This window comes from Candidatus Accumulibacter necessarius (assembly GCF_036625085.1).
In genome coordinates this window covers 176,823-194,091 of sequence record NZ_JAZKUM010000009.1, presented here as the reverse complement: position 1 = coordinate 194,091, position 17,269 = coordinate 176,823, and the positions used below count along the sequence as shown (strand labels likewise).

Annotated in this window: 14 protein-coding genes; 12 read left to right on the top strand and 2 right to left on the bottom strand. The window is 61.2% G+C overall.

Features of this window, described 5'->3' with window-relative positions; all coding sequences use genetic code 11:
- From V5B44_RS21985 to V5B44_RS21975, 3 genes are all read left to right on the top strand, one after another.
- Window positions 1–527: phosphoethanolamine transferase (locus tag V5B44_RS21985; protein ID WP_332361179.1), on the top strand; the 527-nt coding region annotated here is incomplete at its 5' end.
- Window positions 524–742, top strand: a complete 219-nt coding sequence (locus tag V5B44_RS21980; protein WP_332361178.1) for a hypothetical protein — start codon at window positions 524–526, stop codon at window positions 740–742. The genes V5B44_RS21985 and V5B44_RS21980, both read left to right, overlap by 4 nt.
- Window positions 743–758: 16 nt before the next feature.
- On the top strand, window positions 759–1,238 hold the full coding sequence (locus V5B44_RS21975) for a phosphatase PAP2 family protein (RefSeq protein ID WP_332361177.1): 480 nt from the start codon (window positions 759–761) through the stop codon (window positions 1,236–1,238).
- Between the two features lie 47 nt (window positions 1,239–1,285).
- Here the strand turns inward: V5B44_RS21975 and V5B44_RS21970 are convergent, their stop codons facing one another.
- Window positions 1,286–2,263 (bottom strand): patatin-like phospholipase family protein, encoded by a 978-nt coding sequence (locus V5B44_RS21970; RefSeq protein WP_332361176.1) that lies wholly within the window; start codon window positions 2,261–2,263, stop codon window positions 1,286–1,288.
- Window positions 2,264–2,459: 196 nt separating this feature from the next.
- Here V5B44_RS21970 and V5B44_RS21965 point away from each other — a divergent pair, with 196 nt between their 5' ends.
- On the top strand, window positions 2,460–2,912 hold the full coding sequence (locus tag V5B44_RS21965; protein ID WP_332361175.1) for an HIT family protein: 453 nt from the start codon (window positions 2,460–2,462) through the stop codon (window positions 2,910–2,912).
- Between the two features lie 82 nt (window positions 2,913–2,994).
- Here the strand turns inward: V5B44_RS21965 and V5B44_RS21960 are convergent, their stop codons facing one another.
- Window positions 2,995–3,138, bottom strand: coding sequence for a hypothetical protein (locus tag V5B44_RS21960; RefSeq protein WP_332361174.1), 144 nt, complete (start codon window positions 3,136–3,138; stop codon window positions 2,995–2,997).
- A 642-nt stretch (window positions 3,139–3,780) separates the two neighbouring features.
- Here V5B44_RS21960 and V5B44_RS21955 point away from each other — a divergent pair.
- The 8 genes from V5B44_RS21955 to V5B44_RS21920 all read left to right on the top strand — a co-directional run bounded on the left by V5B44_RS21955 (window position 3,781) and on the right by V5B44_RS21920 (window position 17,268).
- Window positions 3,781–5,919 carry an O-antigen ligase family protein gene (locus V5B44_RS21955; protein ID WP_332361173.1) on the top strand — a complete coding sequence of 713 codons (2,139 nt, stop codon included), beginning with the start codon at window positions 3,781–3,783 and terminating at the stop codon, window positions 5,917–5,919.
- Between the two features lie 298 nt (window positions 5,920–6,217).
- Window positions 6,218–7,600, top strand: coding sequence for a TIGR03013 family XrtA/PEP-CTERM system glycosyltransferase (locus V5B44_RS21950; protein ID WP_332361172.1), 1,383 nt, complete (start codon window positions 6,218–6,220; stop codon window positions 7,598–7,600).
- Between the two features lie 61 nt (window positions 7,601–7,661).
- On the top strand, window positions 7,662–9,773 hold the full coding sequence (gene prsK, locus V5B44_RS21945; protein WP_434735512.1) for an XrtA/PEP-CTERM system histidine kinase PrsK: 2,112 nt from the start codon (window positions 7,662–7,664) through the stop codon (window positions 9,771–9,773).
- Window positions 9,770–11,128, top strand: coding sequence for a PEP-CTERM-box response regulator transcription factor (prsR, locus tag V5B44_RS21940; protein ID WP_291911196.1), 1,359 nt, complete (start codon window positions 9,770–9,772; stop codon window positions 11,126–11,128). The genes prsK and prsR overlap by 4 nt, the downstream gene beginning before the upstream one ends.
- A gap of 43 nt (window positions 11,129–11,171) precedes the next feature.
- On the top strand, window positions 11,172–13,955 hold the full coding sequence (prsT, locus tag V5B44_RS21935) for an XrtA/PEP-CTERM system TPR-repeat protein PrsT (RefSeq protein WP_332361170.1): 2,784 nt from the start codon (window positions 11,172–11,174) through the stop codon (window positions 13,953–13,955).
- 48 nt (window positions 13,956–14,003) lie between these two features.
- Window positions 14,004–15,284 (top strand): nucleotide sugar dehydrogenase, encoded by a 1,281-nt coding sequence (locus V5B44_RS21930; protein ID WP_291911191.1) that lies wholly within the window; start codon window positions 14,004–14,006, stop codon window positions 15,282–15,284.
- Window positions 15,272–16,342 carry an SDR family oxidoreductase gene (locus V5B44_RS21925; RefSeq protein WP_434735509.1) on the top strand — a complete coding sequence of 357 codons (1,071 nt, stop codon included), beginning with the start codon at window positions 15,272–15,274 and terminating at the stop codon, window positions 16,340–16,342. The genes V5B44_RS21930 and V5B44_RS21925 overlap by 13 nt, the downstream gene beginning before the upstream one ends.
- Window positions 16,342–17,268 (top strand): transglycosylase SLT domain-containing protein, encoded by a 927-nt coding sequence (locus V5B44_RS21920; RefSeq protein WP_332361169.1) that lies wholly within the window; start codon window positions 16,342–16,344, stop codon window positions 17,266–17,268. The genes V5B44_RS21925 and V5B44_RS21920 overlap by 1 nt, the downstream gene beginning before the upstream one ends.
- Window position 17,269: the final 1 nt, after the last annotated feature.

Sequence of the window (17,269 nt, the reverse complement as noted above, 5' to 3'; positions counted from 1 at the left end):
AGTTGCTGGTGCTTCACCAACTCGGCAACCACGGCCCGTCGTACTATCGCCGCTATCCGCAAGCCTTCGCGCGCTTCCAGCCGGCGTGTGAAGACGACGACCTGAACCGCTGCTCCCGTGAACAGATTGTCAACGCATTCGACAATGCGCTGCTGTATACCGACCATGTTCTGGCCACTCTGATCGCCAAGCTGCAGGCGCAGGCCGACAAGGTGGACTCGGCAGTCGTCTATGTTTCCGACCACGGCGAGTCACTGGGCGAGAACAACCTGTTCCTGCACGGCATCCCGTATGCGATTGCCCCGGCGGAACAGACGAGCGTACCGATGCTGATGTGGTTCTCGGAGGGCTTTCGCCAGACCGGGGCGATCGATGTTGACTGTCTGCAGCGCCGCGCCGCCAATCCGGCGAGCCACGACCACCTGTTCCACACGCTGCTTGCCTTGCTCGATGTGCGCACGACCCTGTACGAGCAGGATTGGGACCTGCTGAGCAGTTGCCGTGGTGGTGCGGTGGCGGCGCTGTGAGGCGACACGCTGCCGGCCGCTCTGATCTGCTGGTGACATCTCTTGCGTTGGCTTGCTTGCTGGCGTGGGACGCCAGCGGCTGGGATCTGGCTCTCACCCACTGGTACGGTACGGCGGCTGGCTTCGGATGGCGGGATGCGTGGCTCACCCGCAGCCTGCTGCACGATGGCGGGCGCCTGTTCGCCTGGGGCGCGCTGGGTCTGCTGGGTCGTTGACGCGTGCCATCCGCTATTGCCTGGCCCGAAGCGCATCGAGCGCTGGCACTGGATCGGGGTGATGCTGGCCGGCGTCCTGCTGGTTCCCTCGATCAAGCGGGTTACAACGACGAGTTGCCCCTGGGATCTCGCCGAGTTTGGCGGCGTCGCCAGCTACGTTTCGCACTGGCAAATCGGGGTATCGGATGGCGGTCCGGGGCATTGCTTTCCGTCGGGCCACGCTGTGGCTGCGTTTGCGTTCTTTGGCGTCTACTTCCTGTGGCGGGAGCATCGGCCTCGACTGGCCCGCTGCTTCCTCGCCATCGTGTTGCTGGCGGGTGGCCTCTTCGGCTGGGCGCAGTTGGCCCGCGGGGCCCACTACTTCAGCCATACGCTTTGGTCAGCATGGCTTTGCTGGACATTGTGCGTGCTCGGAGCGCGGGCAAGCGTCTCACGATTCCGTCGGCTTCATGTCAGTCCAGCACCTCTCGGACACCTCGTGATGCGCGACTCCTGAAGCTGCGATCCTCACGTGCTGCCGCGCCGACTCGCCGCCGCCGGCAGTCAGGGACTCTGGAACATCGCCGCTGCTTCCTGTTGGCCAAGCTCGAAGTAACGCTTCTGGTTGCTGCTGTCCTTGAGTGAGATCGTCATACTCTCGAGATCCTTTGGTCGCAGCACGTGCAGTGGCTTGGCGTAATAGCGCTTGCCGCCAACCTCGGCGCTCTGTTTGCCCATCGTCTTGAGCATTTCGTTGATCAGGGTCGCTTGCGCGAAGATGCGGGTGTTGGGCAGCGTGAGTTGCATGTCGCTGACGAGAAGGTGGGTATCGATACTGTTGAACGGCAGGGTGAACGACTTGGCGTGGTAGAGCTTGTCAAGTTCGCGGTGATAGTCGTAGTCGGTGAAGTCGACGGCGATGATCTCGTCCACCTCATCATCTTCGAACAGGGTGCGCAGCGGCGTGTTGTCGAGATAGCCGCCCTCGATGTAATAGTCGCCATCGATGATGATCGCCTTGAAATAGGGGATGGTGGTGATGCCGGCAAGGAAGGCGTTCATGAATGCGTCGAGACTGGCGTCGTCGATGCTGCCCAGAATCTCGTTTACGTTGAAGAAACGCCCCTGTCGCTGGCTCAGGTTGGTGGCGCGAATATCCCAACGCAAGGTCTTTAGGTGCTCGGCCAGCAACTGGCGGCGTCGCGGGTCATCGAGCAGGAGCGACTTGCGGCAGCTGTCCTTGTCAACGGTGAAGAGATGCGTGCCGGTGGGGAGCAACGGCGGGCGCAAACCGAGAAAGTTGGAGAAGACATGAAAGATGTCGGTGACGTTGAGCCTGAGCGTTTGGCTCAGGACCGGCGGTAACTCCTCACTCTGCCAGTCCCAAAGCAGAAAGTCGACGACAATGTTGTTGCCGGAACTGGTCGAGGCGATGTGCACCAAAGGCACGTTGTTTCGCTTCAGCCAGACCAGCACGCCTTCGGTATAGAAGCTTCGATAGCCGCCGCCCGAGGCGACGAAACCGTACCTGGTCATGGTCATTCCCTCTCGTCTGTCTGCGCTGGTCAGGTGCCGGCAAACGCCAGCAGCGAGCGCAAGTTTGCCACATGTAGGCCAGGCCTGACGAGGCTCACGCAGAGCAGTCGACGCGTTGTGCGGCGGTGTGCGCGAGCAAGGCCCTGGAGTGATCTCCAGTACGTCTGTTACCTTGGCGGTTTTCTGACAGGAGAGAAAGAAGATGGACGAATCATCGGTGCTTGCCGATTTCCGCACGAAGTTTCGGGTAGAGGAGCTGTTGGTCGCGAAAAACACGGCCTGGTCATGGTCGCTCAGACCCGCGCAGGCGACCCTGGGCTGCGGCATCTTGTCGCTCAACCGACATGTTGCCCGGTTTTCGGAGGTGACGGCTGCAGAAATGGCCCAGTTGGCCGAGTTGCTGCCCGGACTGGAGATGGCCCTGAGATCAGCCTTTGGCTACCAGGCCATCAACTACCTGATGCTGATGATGGTCGATCACCATGTGCATTTTCACGTCATCCCCCGTTACGAGGGCAGTCGCCAATTTGCCGGACTGGAGTGGTTCGACCATGGCTGGCCAGCCTTCCCGGCGATGGCCGAGCAGCAGCACAGCAATCATGAGAGCATTCTGGCCCAGATCCGGGAGGCGCTCAAGTCGGCCTCTCTCACTTGAGGCAGTGTCGCAGGGAAACGGCTAAGTCCGGGGGCTGACTGGCTGGCAAGTGGGTGATGTCCGCCTGGCAGGGGCTGCCGGGCTACTTTTCGTTTCGCCAGTCGTGCAGCGTCTCCTTGCGTGGCACTGGCGGGTTCCTGTCGGCTCCACGATCCCTGAGCAGGGGAATCGCGCCTGCGAGGACGAAAACGATACAGATGCCAAAAACGATCCAGCCTGTGTTCATTGAAGGTCTCCGTCGGGGAGGGGTTCACCCGCTCAGTTGCCGGTCTTCACCACGCGCCGAGAGAATCTGCGCAAGGTGCTCTGGATTTCTGCGGGCAGCAGTAAGCGTTCGGCGTGGTCGGATTCGGTGACCGTCAGCGCCAGTCCAAGTACGATCCAGTGTCACCATTCGGGCGAAAACACGTCCTGTTCCTCCGTGTGCCAGCTCGTGAGGATAGGCCTTAGGGGCGGGCGGAGGGTTCGTCAGCGCAGATCGTCGGGGCTGGATTGTCTGCCGATTAGACGCCAGAACGACCCGGTTGGCAAGCGACTGTGCCCGAATCCGGCAGCACGCGACCGTGCGCGATAGCAGGGCGGCAAGGCCCAGCCCCCTTGCCGTTCGGCGAGCATCGACCGCCTGGCGCGACGCCTGTTGATTGACAGATTCCGGCGCGACAGACAGAATCCGGCGCCAGTGAGCAGGGCTGGCAGCCGCTACGCTGACGACGGGCGCGAGTGTGGCCGCGGCGCATACGGTACGCCGACAGAAGCCGGCGGAGACGCTTCACGTGGTTGTCAAAGAGATGACGCCGTGCAATTGCGGGAAAGTCAGGCCAGGGGACGCGAGTTGGTGGCAGAACAGAGGGCGTTTGCGGCGGCGACCATGCCTGGGATTTGCGGTGCTCTAGCCATCCTTGCCGCCGTGTTGGGAATTTTCCTTGCGCTGCATCATCCGCTCTGGGCGACATGGCTGACGCCGGCTTTTGTTGTCTGGTGCATCACCGTCTCGCTGCGCCCAGCCTTGTGGCTGTTCGTTCTACCTGCGTTGCTGCCGCTTGCCGGGTTTTCCGCCTGGACGGGATGGCTAGGCATCGAGGAGTTCGATCTGCTCGCACTTGGCGCGGTGGCGGGCTGCCATGCGCGAATGGCGACCGGGCGGTGCTGGCGTGTGAAGCGGGCTGGAACCTCCACCGAAGGGCTCGCGCAAACGTCACAGTACCAGGCGAGCCCGTCGATTGGCCCGCCTCCTGGCTGCAGGGCCGGTGCCGTTGGCGAACCGGGTAGCCTGGCAGGGGATGCGCCTCGCAAGCGGTCGGGAGAGGGTGCCCGTCATGCCTTGGGGTGGCCCCTGACGGTAGGGCGCTTCCGCCTGGCACAGATTGGGCTGGGTCTCTTGACAGTATCGTATCTGTTGGCCTTGGCGCGTGGTGTTGCCGATGCGGGTGGCTTTCCCCTGGGGTGGTTTCAGGGTTATGAAGAGCCGTTGAACAGCCTGCGTGTTGCCAAGAGTTTCCTGCTGGTTCTGCTGCTGCTGCCGTCGTTGGCTAGCCTGTTGGCGAGCCGGCCGCTGCTTGCCGGGCGAAGCCTCGCGGCTGGCGTGGCAACCGGGCTGGGCTGGGTGGCTGTGGCTGTCCTCTGGGAACGCGCTGGATATCCAGGGTTGCTGGATTTTTCCACGCACTATCGCAGCACGGCGCTGTTCTGGGAAATGCATGTGGGTGGCGCGGGGCTTGACGGTTTTCTTGCCCTGACTGTTCCGTTTGCCGTCCACGCGGTCGTGCAGGCGCGCTCCCGATGGCGCTGGGGGCTCTCGGCACTGCTGGCGATGAGCGCCGCGTACGCCTGTCTGACAACCTTTTCGCGTGGCGTCTATCTGGCGGTCGGATTTTCGCTGATGGTGCTCGCCTGGCTGCTGGCGGCGCCTTGGCGGCGGCGCCGGGTCCTGGCGATGGCGCCTCGGCCTGCGCTCGTGGCGCTGGCGTCGGAGCCCTGGCGGGTGTACGGAAACCGCGTGTTGGTGGCCGTTCTGCTCATCGAGATCCTCGCCGTTTTGGCAGCGGGAGACTTCATGAGCGCCAGGTTCGCAGCCGGCGAGCGCGATCTCGGTGGGCGCATGCAGCACTGGCGTGAGGGCCTGAGCCTGTTACGCGACCCGTCGGAGTTTCTGCTCGGGCGGGGCCTCGGGCGGTTCCCGGCAAACTATTCGCAGACCGTGCCAGGGCGCCAGATGCCTGGTCGCCTGCGTCTCGTCGAAGAAGGCGAAGCGACCCACTTGCGCGTCCTCTTGCCTCGGCAAAGCGTGCGGCCGGGCGGCGGATTCGAGTTGCTGCAGCGTGTGCCTGCACCTTTCGCAGGCACTTATACGGTGGCCATGGACTTGCGCAGCTTGCAGCCGGCGATGCTGAGCGTCGGCCTGTGCCATAAGCATCTGCTTTATGCGGCGTCGTGCGCGCAGCCTGCCGTGGTCAGGTTGTCGGGGGGCGAGGGATGGCGCCATGTGTCGCTGTCAATGACTGGGCGCAAGGGATTCCCCGGGGGATGGCCGGTACCCGTGCTCGGATTCTTTGATTTGCGCTTGCTGGGGCCGGCGGACTTCATCGATGTCGACAACCTGAGCGTCGTCGATGCGAAGGGCCAGCAACTGTTGGGTAATGGCGGTTTTTCCGGCGGCATGTCGCAGTGGTTCTTTTCCGGCCGCCATGACTTCCTGTCCTGGCACGTCGATAGTCTCTTCCTCGAGGTACTGATTGATCAGGGACTGATCGGACTTTCTTTGCTGCTGGCTCTCCTGGCAATGGCTTTCGCCAATCTGCTGCGGGGTCCCGGAGCAGATCACGTCCTCGCACCGTATCTGCTTGCGGCACTGCTTGCCTGCCTGGTCGTCGGGGTGTTCTCGAGTCTGCTGGACATGCCACGGTCTGCTTTCCTCTTCTACTTGCTGCTATGCTCTGCTCTGGTCCTCGATGGTCGAGCCCCTGAACGCCTTCTCGAGGCGCCGTCCGCGTGCTTCAAAACGCCCTGAGGGTTGCTGCTCGGGGTATAATTTCGGCATGAATCAGTCTGTTTTTAGAGATAATATTAAATTGTATCAAATGGTTACGTATTTTAATCGAAGTAGTGCCTTAATTCTCGGCGAGCGCAGAACGGCTTCCCTCGTGAGGTATCGTTCGCTGCTTGTGCATTAGTTCACGGTTCCCAACCATCTGCACTGATAGCCTTCGTTTCGTGGCGTTTGCTCGGCTTTTCCAAGTTCCAGGAAGGTAGCCGAGCCTCGTTCATAAACGAGAAGTTTCCAGGTTCGTGCTTGCAAGGGGTCTATCGTGATCAAGGTGTTCAATCATTGGTTTCATCGGAAGACTATTGCCCAGGTTGCCGTCGACCTGATGTTCCCGGTCGTATGTGTGATTCTTGCCGCCATGTGGATCGGCGGTGGAGGCCGCTTCGAACTTGAGAAAGTCGCCTTTTATGCGGTGATCTTTGCGCTGACGATGATCGTCTTCAACACTTGGCTGGGGATCTATCAGAGAGTGCACAGCCGTACTCGGGAGGAGACTCGAGCACGCGCGGTGCTGTCTCTCTACCTTGCCATTCCACTGGCGTACGGCGTGTTTTATCTGCTCTCGGTGGCCGAGGTCGATCGGAACTTCATGTTGCTGTCGGGGCTGGCGGCGCTGTTTACCACACTGCTTCGTCGTGTCCATTCGGCCCACAGCCAGTCTGGCTCCATTCTCAGTCACCGCGTGCTTGTTTTTGGCGTTGGTGAGGAAGCCGAGAACGTGGGCCGCGTGTTGCGCAAGTCGGATCCGGACATCCAGATCGTTGGTTTCTATCCCTGCGCTACTGAAACGGAGATCGTCGTTCCGGCGCAGGTCGTCCTGTCCCAGCAGATGTCACTCTCCGACACGGCGCAGTCCCTGAAGGTTGACGAGATCATCGTTGCCGTGCGGGAGCGTCGCGGCGGTGCACTGCCCTTGCGCGAGCTGCTTGACTGCAAGCTGTCGGGCGTCAGGGTGCTGGATCTGGCGAGCTACTTCGAACGTGCTCTCGGGCAACTCCGTCTCGATTCGCTGCGGGTGGGCTGGCTGATTTTTGGCGAGGGCTTCCGGCAGAATTGGCGGCGGACGAGTATCAAACGGCTGTTTGATGTCTTGGTGGCATCTTCCCTGTTGGTTCTTTCCTTGCCGGTGATGCTGCTGACGGCGATCCTGATCGTGCTGGAAGACGGCTTTTCGGTCTTCTATCGGCAGGAACGGGTTGGCCTCGATGGCCGCCTGTTCAAGGTCATCAAGTTTCGCAGCATGTTCAACGACGCCGAGAGCGACGGCAAACCGCGGTGGGCGACCCTGGACGATGATCGTGTGACGCGGGTTGGTCGCCTCATTCGCAAGTTGCGCATCGACGAACTGCCGCAGTTGTACAATGTGCTGGTGGGGGATATGAGCTTGGTCGGACCGCGTCCTGAGCGCCCCTATTTTGTTGACCAACTGACGCGTGACATCCCGTTCTACGCCGTACGCCATAGTGTCAAGCCAGGGCTGACCGGCTGGGCGCAGGTGATGTACCAATACGGTGCAACGGTCGAAGACTCCGTGCAGAAGCTGCAATACGATCTGTACTACGTCAAGAACCACACCCTGTTCCTGGATATCCTGATTCTGTTCCAGACGGTCGGTGTGGTCTTGACTGGCAAGGGTGCCCGGTGAAGCATCGTCCGGGGCCTGCGGTTCATCGGGGTGCAAGGATACGCGGGGATTGTGGGCCATGATGGACAGCAAGATGGCAATGGTCGCGGTGTGGAGCTACGGGCTGGCCGGCGTATTGGCGGCCCTCCTGACGCTGTACCTTGCGGCCGGCTGGCGGGCTGGCGGTCGCAGTCGCGCCATGTTCCTTGCCGTCAGCCTGTGCGCGCTGTGGGGGATGCTGGGCCTGGCCTTTGCGCTGACCGGCCAGGTGCTTTTCCTCGCCGGCAGCCTGCTGGCCGACATGCTGCGCTTCGGCGGATGGTATCTCTTTCTCCTCGTCCTGATGAAACCGGAACCAGCCGAGGGGGCGTCTTTGCCAGCGGCTACAGGCTGGCTGAGCGGCTTCGCCCTGCTGCTGGTCGTGGGTGGTTTCGCCGCGCAAGTCATGGTCGTCTTCGGTGTCGACCTGGTCCTGTCGTCACAGCGAGTGGCCTTGTTCGTTTCGCTGGCGATGAGCGTGTACGGCCTGGTACTCGTCGAGCGCCTCTTCCGGAACGTTTCGCCTGACTTCCGCTGGAGCATCAAGCCGTTGTGTCTTGGGCTCGGCGGTGTCTTCCTTTTTGACATGTACCTGTACTCGGACGCCCTGCTGTTCAACCGCATTGATGCGGACGCTTTCAGCATTCGCGGTTTTGCGCATGCCATGGGTTTGCCGCTGGTGGCGTTGTCGGCAATCCGCAGCCATGACTGGAAGAGGAGACTGGTCATGTCGCAGCGTGCTGCCTTGCACTCGGCGACACTGCTGATCGTCGGTACCTATCTCCTTTTCATGGCGGCGGCCGGTTACTACGTCCGCTTCTTTGGCGGCGAGTGGGGGCGGGCCTTGCAGATGGCGCTGCTCTTTGCCGCCTTGCTGGTCCTCGCTGCTCTGACTTTCTCCGGTTCGATGAGGGCCAGGTTGAGGGTGCAGGTCGGCAAGCATTTCTTCAGTTACCGCTATGACTATCGCGAGGAGTGGTTGCGATTTACGCAGACACTTTCTGCGCAGGGCGGCTTTACCGGCATGGGACGACACGTCGTGCGGGGTCTGGCGGATATGGTCGAGAGTCCGAGCGGCGCATTGTGGCTGAAGGATCCCTCGGGTCGCTTTTTTGCTCAGGCAGCTTTCTGGAACATGCCGGCTTCGCCGGCGACGGAGGATGTTGGCAGCCCGCTTTGCCGGTTTCTGCTCGACAGCGGCTGGGTGATCAATCTCGAAGAGTATCGTTCTCTACCGCGTCGCTATGATGGTCTCGAACTCCCGTCCTGGCTGGTCGAGGTTCCCAATGCATGGCTGGTTGTTCCTCTCACCACCGGCAGCGAACTGATCGCCTTTGTCGTCCTGGCGACGGCCCGTACCAGAATCGATGTCAACTGGGAGGTTAACGACCTTCTGAAGACTGCGGCACGGCAGGCCGGGGCGTTTCTCGGTCAGATGCAGGCCAGCGAGGCCCTGCTCGAGGTCCGGAAGTTCGATTCGTTCAACCGCATGTCCGCTTTTGTCGTGCATGACTTGAAGAACATCGTTGCTCAACTCTCCCTGATGCTCAAGAACGCTGAGCGCCATCGTGAGAATCCGGAATTTCAGAAAGACATGCTGATGACCGTTAATCATTCCGTCGAGCGCATGCGCAAGTTGATGATGCAACTGCGCGAAGGCGCAACACCGCTTGATGGGCCGCGCGGTATTGACCTAGCTGATGTGGTACGGCGGATTCAGACCGCCAAGTCCGGTCAGGGGAGGGATGTGGAGCTGAATATCGAGGAGAGGCTGATTGCCCGTGGGCACGAAGACCGGATTGAGCGCGTGGTCGGCCATCTGGTGCAGAACGCGCTGGATGCGACCGAGAACGGTGGCCGCGTCTGGCTCAGGCTGGCCCGGCAAGGGACACATGCGCTGATCGAGGTGGGCGACACCGGGCGCGGGATGAGTCCTGAGTTTGTTCGCGAGCGCCTGTTCAAGCCTTTTCAGACGACCAAACCGACGGGAATGGGCATTGGCGCCTACGAGAGCTTCCAGTACGTTCATGAGTTGGGGGGCAAGCTGTCGGTGGATAGTGCTGTCGACATTGGAACGCAGGTGGATTTGTTGTTGCCATTGTTTGAGGTGGGTAGCGGAGTCGAGTCCGCTGACTTGTCGAAGGAATCGGCATGAGTGCCGAGAAGTTGCCCCTCCTGCTGATAGTCGAGGACGATCGAGCGCTGCAGAAACAGATTCGCTGGGCTTTCGACCAGTACGAGGCGCTCACCGCGGATGACCGTGAGAGTGCGCTACAGTTGGTACGTCGCTATCAGCCCCCGGTCGTGACGATGGATCTCGGTTTGCCGCCAGACGCGGATTCCGTCTCCGAAGGTTTCAAGTTGCTCGAAGAGATCCTGACGCTGGCACCGGACACCAAGATCATCGTCCTGACCGGTCAGAACGATCGCGCCAACGCGCTGCGCGCAATTGCTCTCGGCGCCTACGATTTTTTTGCCAAGCCGTTCGAGATCGACATGCTTGGTCTGACGATACAACGGGCTCACCGTCTCCACGAGTTGCAGAAGGAAAACGAACGGCTGCAGTCGATGCAGCAGCCGGATGTGCTTTCCGGTCTGCTCACCCGCGACCCCGAGTTGCTGCGTGTCTGTCGCACGATCGAGCGGGTTGCCGTCACCGATGCGACGGTGCTTCTGCTGGGTGAAAGTGGAACTGGCAAGGAACTTCTGGCGCGGGGAGTTCATGAGTCGTCGCAGAGGCGCCGCGAGCGCTTCGTTGCGATCAATTGCGCCGCTATTCCGGACAATTTGCTGGAAAGCGAGCTCTTTGGTTACGAAAAAGGCGCTTTCACCGGGGCTGCCAAGACCACTCCCGGCAAGATTGAGACAGCCAACAACGGCACGCTGATGCTCGACGAGATCGGCGACTTGCCGCACGCCCTGCAGGCCAAACTGCTGCGTTTTCTGCAGGAGCGGGTGATTGAGCGGATCGGCGGACGGCAGGAGATTCCAGTCAACGTCCGGATTGTCTGTGCGACGCATCAGAATCTAAAGTTTCTGATTACCGAAGGGCGTTTCCGGGAGGATTTGTACTATCGCCTGGCAGAAATCGTCGTGAATATTCCGCCCTTGCGCGCCCGCCTCGGCGATGCTTCCTTGCTGGCGCACGCTTTTGTCAGGCGGTTTTCGGCTGACAACAATCGGGGTGCGATGACCTTGCGCGAGGACGCGCTGCGGACGATAGAATCGCATGCTTGGCCGGGCAACGTTCGCGAGCTGGAGAACTGCATCAAGCGGGCGGTGATCATGGCCGATGGCAATCAGATTACAGCCGAGGAGATCGGCTTGCTGGGCGGGGAACAGACCGACCCGGCTGTGCTGGACCTGCGGCAGGCGCGTGATGAAGCGGAAAGGCGGGTGATCATCACCGCTTTGGCGCGCGCCGACGGCAACGTCGTCAGGGCGGCCGAGTTGCTCGGTGTCAGCCGGCCAACGCTGTACGATATGATGCACAGGTTTGGGCTGAAATAAGGCTTGTTTCGGGCAACACTTTTTCGACTCCGTGGGGACCCTCATGAATACACGTAACTCGCTGCACACGCTGCGCAAGGCGACCGCTTCGGCATTGCTGGCTACTCTTCTCCTGGTCGGCTGCGGCGGCGAGAACCCGACAGCTCTGCTGTCTTCGGCGAAGGAATCGCTGCTGAAGCACGACCACAAGACTGCCGTCATCCAGTTGAAGAACGCCTTGCAGAAGGATCCGCAACTTGCCGAGGCGCGTTTTCTGCTTGCCAAGGCGCTGCTTGAAGGAAGCGATCCAACGGGCGCCGAGGTCGAGTTGCGCAAGGCGAAGGATCTGAATTACCCAGCCGATGAGGTGGTTCCCTTGCTGGCACGTACCCTGTTGATGCTGGGACAGCCCGAGAAAGTGACAAACGAGTTGGCCAAAGCCGATCTCACGACGGCGGCGGCGAAGGCCGCATTGCAGACTTCGATTGGTCAGGCCTACCTGATGCAGGGCAAGCCGGATAAGGCTGAGGCGGCTTATGCCGCGTCACTGGCTGCCGAACCAGGCAACGCCCCGGCCTTGATCGGCGAGGCGCGGCTGAAAGCCGGCCGCGGTGACCTGCCGGCGGCCGTCGCGCTGCTCGACAGTGCACTCGAGAAATCGCCCAGGCTGCATGACGCCTGGCAGATCAAGGGGGATCTCCTGTCTGCCCAGGGGGACGCTGCGGGCGCCATGATGTCCTATCGGAAGGCACTGGAAATCAAACCGGACTATCTCGCTGCGCATGCGGCGATCATTCGGCAGTTGCTGGCGGAGGGCAAGATCGATGAGGCTGGCGTCCAGCTTGCGTCGATGAAACAGATTGCTGCCAATCATCCTCAGACGCATTACCTGGCGGCCATGCTCGCCTATCAGAAGAAGGACTATGCGGCCGCCAGGGACTCCATTCTCCTGATGCTGCGTGCGGTCCCGGACAATCCCCTGGGTCTGCAACTGGCAGGCCTGATCGAGTACGAATTGAAGGCCTTCCCACAGGCCGAGACCTACCTGCTCAAGGCGCTGCCGCAAACTCCGCCGCTTGGTGTCACACGCCGCGTCCTGATCGCCAGCTACCTGCGCAATTCTCAACCGGGCAAGGCACTGGGCATCCTGGAGCCGGTCCTTGACAAGATCGACAAGGATTCGAACATGCTCGCCCTGGCCGGACAGGTGTTTCTGCAGAACGGCCAGATCGACAAGGCGGGGACGTATTTTGCGCAGGCCGCCGCGCTCGATCCCAAGAATCCGGGAAAGCGCACCTCGTTGGCGATGGTCAATATGGTAAAAGGCGATAGTGATGTCGCGTTCCGTGATCTGGAACAGGTTGCGGCGGCGGACCCCGGCAACCGCGCGGATCTGGCCTTGATTGCAGCCCACCTGCAGCGGCGGGAGTTCGATGCGGCGCTGAAAGCAATCGCGGCACTGGAGAAGAAGCAGCCCGACAATCCCTTGACATACAACCTGCGCGGTACGGCGCTGCTTGGCAAGCGCGACATCGCCGGGGCGCGGAAGAGCTTTGACAAGGCGCTGGCCTTGAACGCGGCCTATTTTCCGGCTGCAGCCAATCTGGCAAATCTGGACCTGATCGAGAAGAAACCCGAGGAAGCCCGGAAGCGTTTCGAGGCAGTGCTGGTCAAAGACCCGAAGAATGTGCAGGCGTTTCTGGCTCTTGCCGAAATGCGGGCGAAATCCGGAGGAACCACCGAAGAGATCGCAGCGCTGATCGGCAAGGCGGTGACCGCAAACCCGACCGACCCGGCCCCGCGTTTGCGACTGATTGGCCTGTACCTGAGCAAGAACGAGACCAAGAGCGCTCTCACCGCAGCCCAGGAGGCGCTTGCAGTGCTGCCGGAACGGCCGGAGATCCTCGATGCTGCAGGACGCGCCCAGCAGGCTGCCGGCGACTTCAACCAGGCCCTGGCCACTTACGGCAAGCTGGCCGCACTGAAACCGGATTCGCCTTTGCCCTATCTGCGCATGGCCGAAATTGAAATGGCGGCGAAGAACAAGGAGGCTGCACTGCAGAATCTGCAGAAGGCACTCAAGGTCAAGCCGGACTCACTCGAGGCCCAGCGCGGGATCATGATGCTTGAACTTGATGCTGGACGCACCAAGGAAGCGCTCGAGGTCGCTCGTGACGTGCAAAGGCAGAGACCCAAGGAGGCCATCGGCTACATTTTCGCGGGCGACGCGCATGCCTCGAAGAAAGCATGGGGCGATGCCGCGGCGGCCTATCGCGCCGGGCTCAAGGAAGTCGGGAGCACAGAGCTCGCAGCCAAGCTGCATTCCGCGCTGCTTGCGGGCGGCAACAATGCGGAGGCCGACAAGTTTGCCGAGACGTGGCTCAAGGAGCATGCCAAGGACGCCCGCTTCCGCCTCTATCTGGCCGAACAGGCGAGCGCCCGCAAGGACTACGCCGGTGCGGCCAGGCATTACCGCGTGCTGCTCGAAGTGCAGCCGGACAACGCGGCGGTACTCAACAATCTGGCGTGGGTTGCCGGTCAGCTCAAGGATCCGAAGGCGGTTGACTATGCCGAGAAGGCGAACAAACTGGCGCCCGATCAACCGGCGCTGATGGACACGCTGGCTGTTCTTCTGGTCGACAAGGGCGATAGCGCACGCGCCATGGAATTGTTTAAGAAGGCGCTTGAACTGGCGCCGCAGGCGTCGCAGATCCGTCTGAATTACGCCAGGGCGCTGATCAAGGTCGGACAGAAGGGCGAGGCCAAAATCCAGCTCGATCAACTGGCGAAGCTGGGTGACAAGTTTCCGGCGCAGGCAGCGGTCGCGGAGTTGCAGAAGGGCCTGTAGGCTGCCGGTGTGACTCAGGAAAAATCAACGTTACGGGATGGGAAATAGATGACTATTGTTGCGGTAGTGGGTCTGGGTTACGTTGGTCTGCCGCTTGCTGTTGAATTCGGCAAGCGGCAGCGCACCATCGGTTACGATCTGTCGGCAAGCAAGGTGGCGAACTATCGGCAGCACGTCGATCCGACCGGTGAGGTCAGCAGTGCCGACCTCAAGGCCGCGGTTCATCTGGAGGTTGGTTCTGATGCCGCCGCCCTGGCAGAAGCTGATTTCGTGATTGTGGCCGTGCCGACGCCCGTCGACGAGGCTCATCAGCCGGATTTCGGACCGCTGATTGGCTCATCGGAAGCGGTCGGCAGAAACCTGAAGCGTGGTGCAACGGTCGTTTTCGAGTCCACGGTCTACCCTGGTGCAACCGAAGAAGTGTGCATCCCGATCATCGAGAAGTACTCCGGAATGAAGTGGAAAGAGGACTTCTTTGTGGGTTATTCACCCGAGCGGATCAATCCGGGCGACAAGGAACGGACGCTGACGAAAATCGTCAAGGTCGTTTCCGGTGACACATCGGCAACGCTGGAGCGAGTCAGACAGGTGTATGGCAGCGTGATCACGGCCGGTGTTTATCCCGCTTCAAGCATCAAGGTAGCCGAGGCTGCCAAGGTCATCGAGAACACCCAGCGCGATCTGAATATTGCCCTGATGAACGAACTGGCGATCATTTTTGATCGTATCGGTATTGACACGGTCGAGGTCCTGGAAGCCGCCGGCAGCAAGTGGAACTTCCTTCCTTTCCGCCCTGGCCTGGTTGGCGGCCACTGCATTGGCGTTGATCCCTACTATCTGACGCACAAGGCGGAAATGCTCGGTTACCACCCGGAGGTGATCAACGCGGGTCGCCGAATCAACGACGGCATGGGTAAGTTCATTGCCGAACAGACGGTCAAGCAGCTGATCCGCAATGGCTGGCAGGTCAAGGATGCGCCGATCATCGTGCTCGGCCTGACTTTCAAGGAAGACTGCCCAGACCTGCGCAACTCCCGCGTCATCGACGTGATCCGGGAACTCGAGTCCTATGGCGCGCGGGTGCTGGTGCATGAGCCGGTTGCCGACGCCGATGAGGCCCGGCATGAATACGGTGTCGAACTGACCGCATGGGAGCAACTGCCGGCCGCAGCCGCGATTGTGGCAGCCGTTTCCCATCGCCAGTTCAAGGAGCGTCCGCTGGCCGATTACGTTGGCAAACTGCAGAAGAACGGCGTGCTCACGGACGTGAAAAGCATGTTCAACGAGGCTTCGCTGGTCGCGCAAGGGGTGACCGTGTGGCGTCTCTGAGTTCGACTTCTCCTCCCGCCCTGGCTGCGCTCGGCCACCGGCTGCTGGCGCAGCCGGCGCGCTGGCTGGTAACGGGAAGTGCAGGCTTTATCGGCTCGCATCTGGTCGAAACCTTGCTCCAACTTGGCCAGACAGTGATCGGGCTGGACAATTTCGCAACCGGTCACCGGCGAAATCTTGACGAGGTCAGGTCGCTGGTGACGCCGGAACAGTGGCTTCGCCACTGTTTCATCGAGGCCGACATCCGCGATGCTGACGCCTGTCGCGAGGCTTGCCGTGGCGTCGACTTCGTGCTGCATCAGGCGGCACTGGGTTCTGTTCCGCGTTCACTGGCCTATCCTCTGGCGACCAACGCGGCCAACGTGGACGGCTTTCTCAACATGCTCGTCGCGGCCCGCGATGCCGGAGTCAAACGCTTCGTCTATGCTGCCTCGAGTTCGACCTATGGTGATCATGAGGCTCTTCCCAAGGTTGAAGACCGGATTGGGCGGCCGCTATCACCCTATGCCGTGACCAAGCTGGTTAACGAGCTGTATGCCGAGGTGTTCGCTCGTTGCTACGCCTTTCCGTCGATCGGCCTGCGCTATTTCAACGTCTTCGGCGCCCGCCAGGACCCTGAAGGTGCCTATGCCGCGGTGATCCCCCGCTGGACCCGGGGCATGCTGCTTGGCGGGCAGGTGATGATAAACGGGGACGGTGAGACCAGTCGTGACTTCTGCTTCGTGGACAATGCTGTGCAGGCGAACCTGCTGGCGGCAACGACCGACGATCCGGCGGCGGTCAACCAGGTCTATAACGTCGCGGTGGATGATCGCACGTCGCTCAATCGCTTGTTCGAGATCCTGCGCGACACTCTGGCCGAGCACCGGCCTGAGGTGCGTAGCCTGCGACCCGCCTACGGAGATTTTCGGCCGGGCGACGTTCGTCACTCACAGGCCGACATTGCCAAAGCCAGGCGCCTCCTCCACTATGCTCCAAGCCATAGGCTGGAAGAGGGGGTGCGGGCGTCGATGGCATGGTATGTCTCACACTTCAGCGTAGCCAACGGAGTTTGTTGATGAAACCTTCCTGCTTTCAATGTCCGGCCCTGGTGCGCCGTGGCGCACTGGTCTTTTGCGGACTGCTGGGCCTGGCCGGGGCGTCCTTGCCGGTTTTCGCAGCCGGGGAGATTCCCCGGGAATCGGATGCCGAACGTCTGCTGGTTCTGCGCAAGGAGGCCCTGGCCTACGAACATGGCGAAGGCGTGCCGAGGGATCCCGTGCGGGCAGCCAAGCTATATTGTGACGGCGCACGTGCCGGCGATCCCGAGGCGCAGTTCAGTCTCGGGTGGATGTACGCCAATGGGCGAGGTCTCGAGCGCGACGATGCGCGCGCGGCCTACTTCTTCAATCTGGCCGCGAAACAGGGGCATCCGCAGTCCCAGAAGATGCAGCGCTTTGTCGGTGACCCCGCGTCTGACACGCCGGAATGCATGCGCGGCTTGTTTTCTGCCGACGATGGGCAGGATGTCATGGTCCCGAGCAGCGAAGCTCAGAAAAGGGTTCTCAGTCTGGTCCACCAGCTGGCACCGGAATACGGCGTCAGCCCGCGCCTGGCGCTGGCCGTCATCCGGACTGAATCCAACTTCAACCCGGCGGCGTTGTCAAACAAGAATGCGCAGGGGCTGATGCAGTTGATTCCTGACACTTCGGCACGGTTCAATGTCAAGAAGCCCTTCGATCCGGAGCAGAACCTACGTGGCGGTCTGGCCTATCTGCGTTGGTTGCTGGCCTACTTTGAAGGAGACGTCAGCCTTGTGGCGGCTGCCTACAATGCTGGGGAGGGGGCGGTGAATCGCTATCGGGGGGTACCGCCTTACGCCGAAACCCGTGGCTATGTCAAACGGATCGTGAGCCTCTTCAAGCGAGACGATCATCCCTATGACGCCAAGGTGACCACGCCTTCCCCGGAGCTACCGCGTATTCGCCTGACCAGGGGTTCATAGC

What these genes read in the sequence shown, in the direction of transcription:
- V5B44_RS21970 (WP_332361176.1), bottom strand. Translation starts at nt 2,263, where the DNA reads ATGACCATGACCAGGTACGGTTTCGTCGCCTCGGGCGGCGGCTATCGA.
- V5B44_RS21965 (WP_332361175.1), top strand. Translation starts at nt 2,460, where the DNA reads ATGGACGAATCATCGGTGCTTGCCGATTTCCGCACGAAGTTTCGGGTA.
- V5B44_RS21960 (WP_332361174.1), bottom strand. Translation starts at nt 3,138, where the DNA reads ATGAACACAGGCTGGATCGTTTTTGGCATCTGTATCGTTTTCGTCCTC.
- V5B44_RS21955 (WP_332361173.1), top strand. Translation starts at nt 3,781, where the DNA reads ATGCCTGGGATTTGCGGTGCTCTAGCCATCCTTGCCGCCGTGTTGGGA.
- prsK (WP_434735512.1), top strand. Translation starts at nt 7,662, where the DNA reads ATGGACAGCAAGATGGCAATGGTCGCGGTGTGGAGCTACGGGCTGGCC.
- prsR (WP_291911196.1), top strand. Translation starts at nt 9,770, where the DNA reads ATGAGTGCCGAGAAGTTGCCCCTCCTGCTGATAGTCGAGGACGATCGA.
- prsT (WP_332361170.1), top strand. Translation starts at nt 11,172, where the DNA reads ATGAATACACGTAACTCGCTGCACACGCTGCGCAAGGCGACCGCTTCG.
- V5B44_RS21930 (WP_291911191.1), top strand. Translation starts at nt 14,004, where the DNA reads ATGACTATTGTTGCGGTAGTGGGTCTGGGTTACGTTGGTCTGCCGCTT.
- V5B44_RS21920 (WP_332361169.1), top strand. Translation starts at nt 16,342, where the DNA reads ATGAAACCTTCCTGCTTTCAATGTCCGGCCCTGGTGCGCCGTGGCGCA.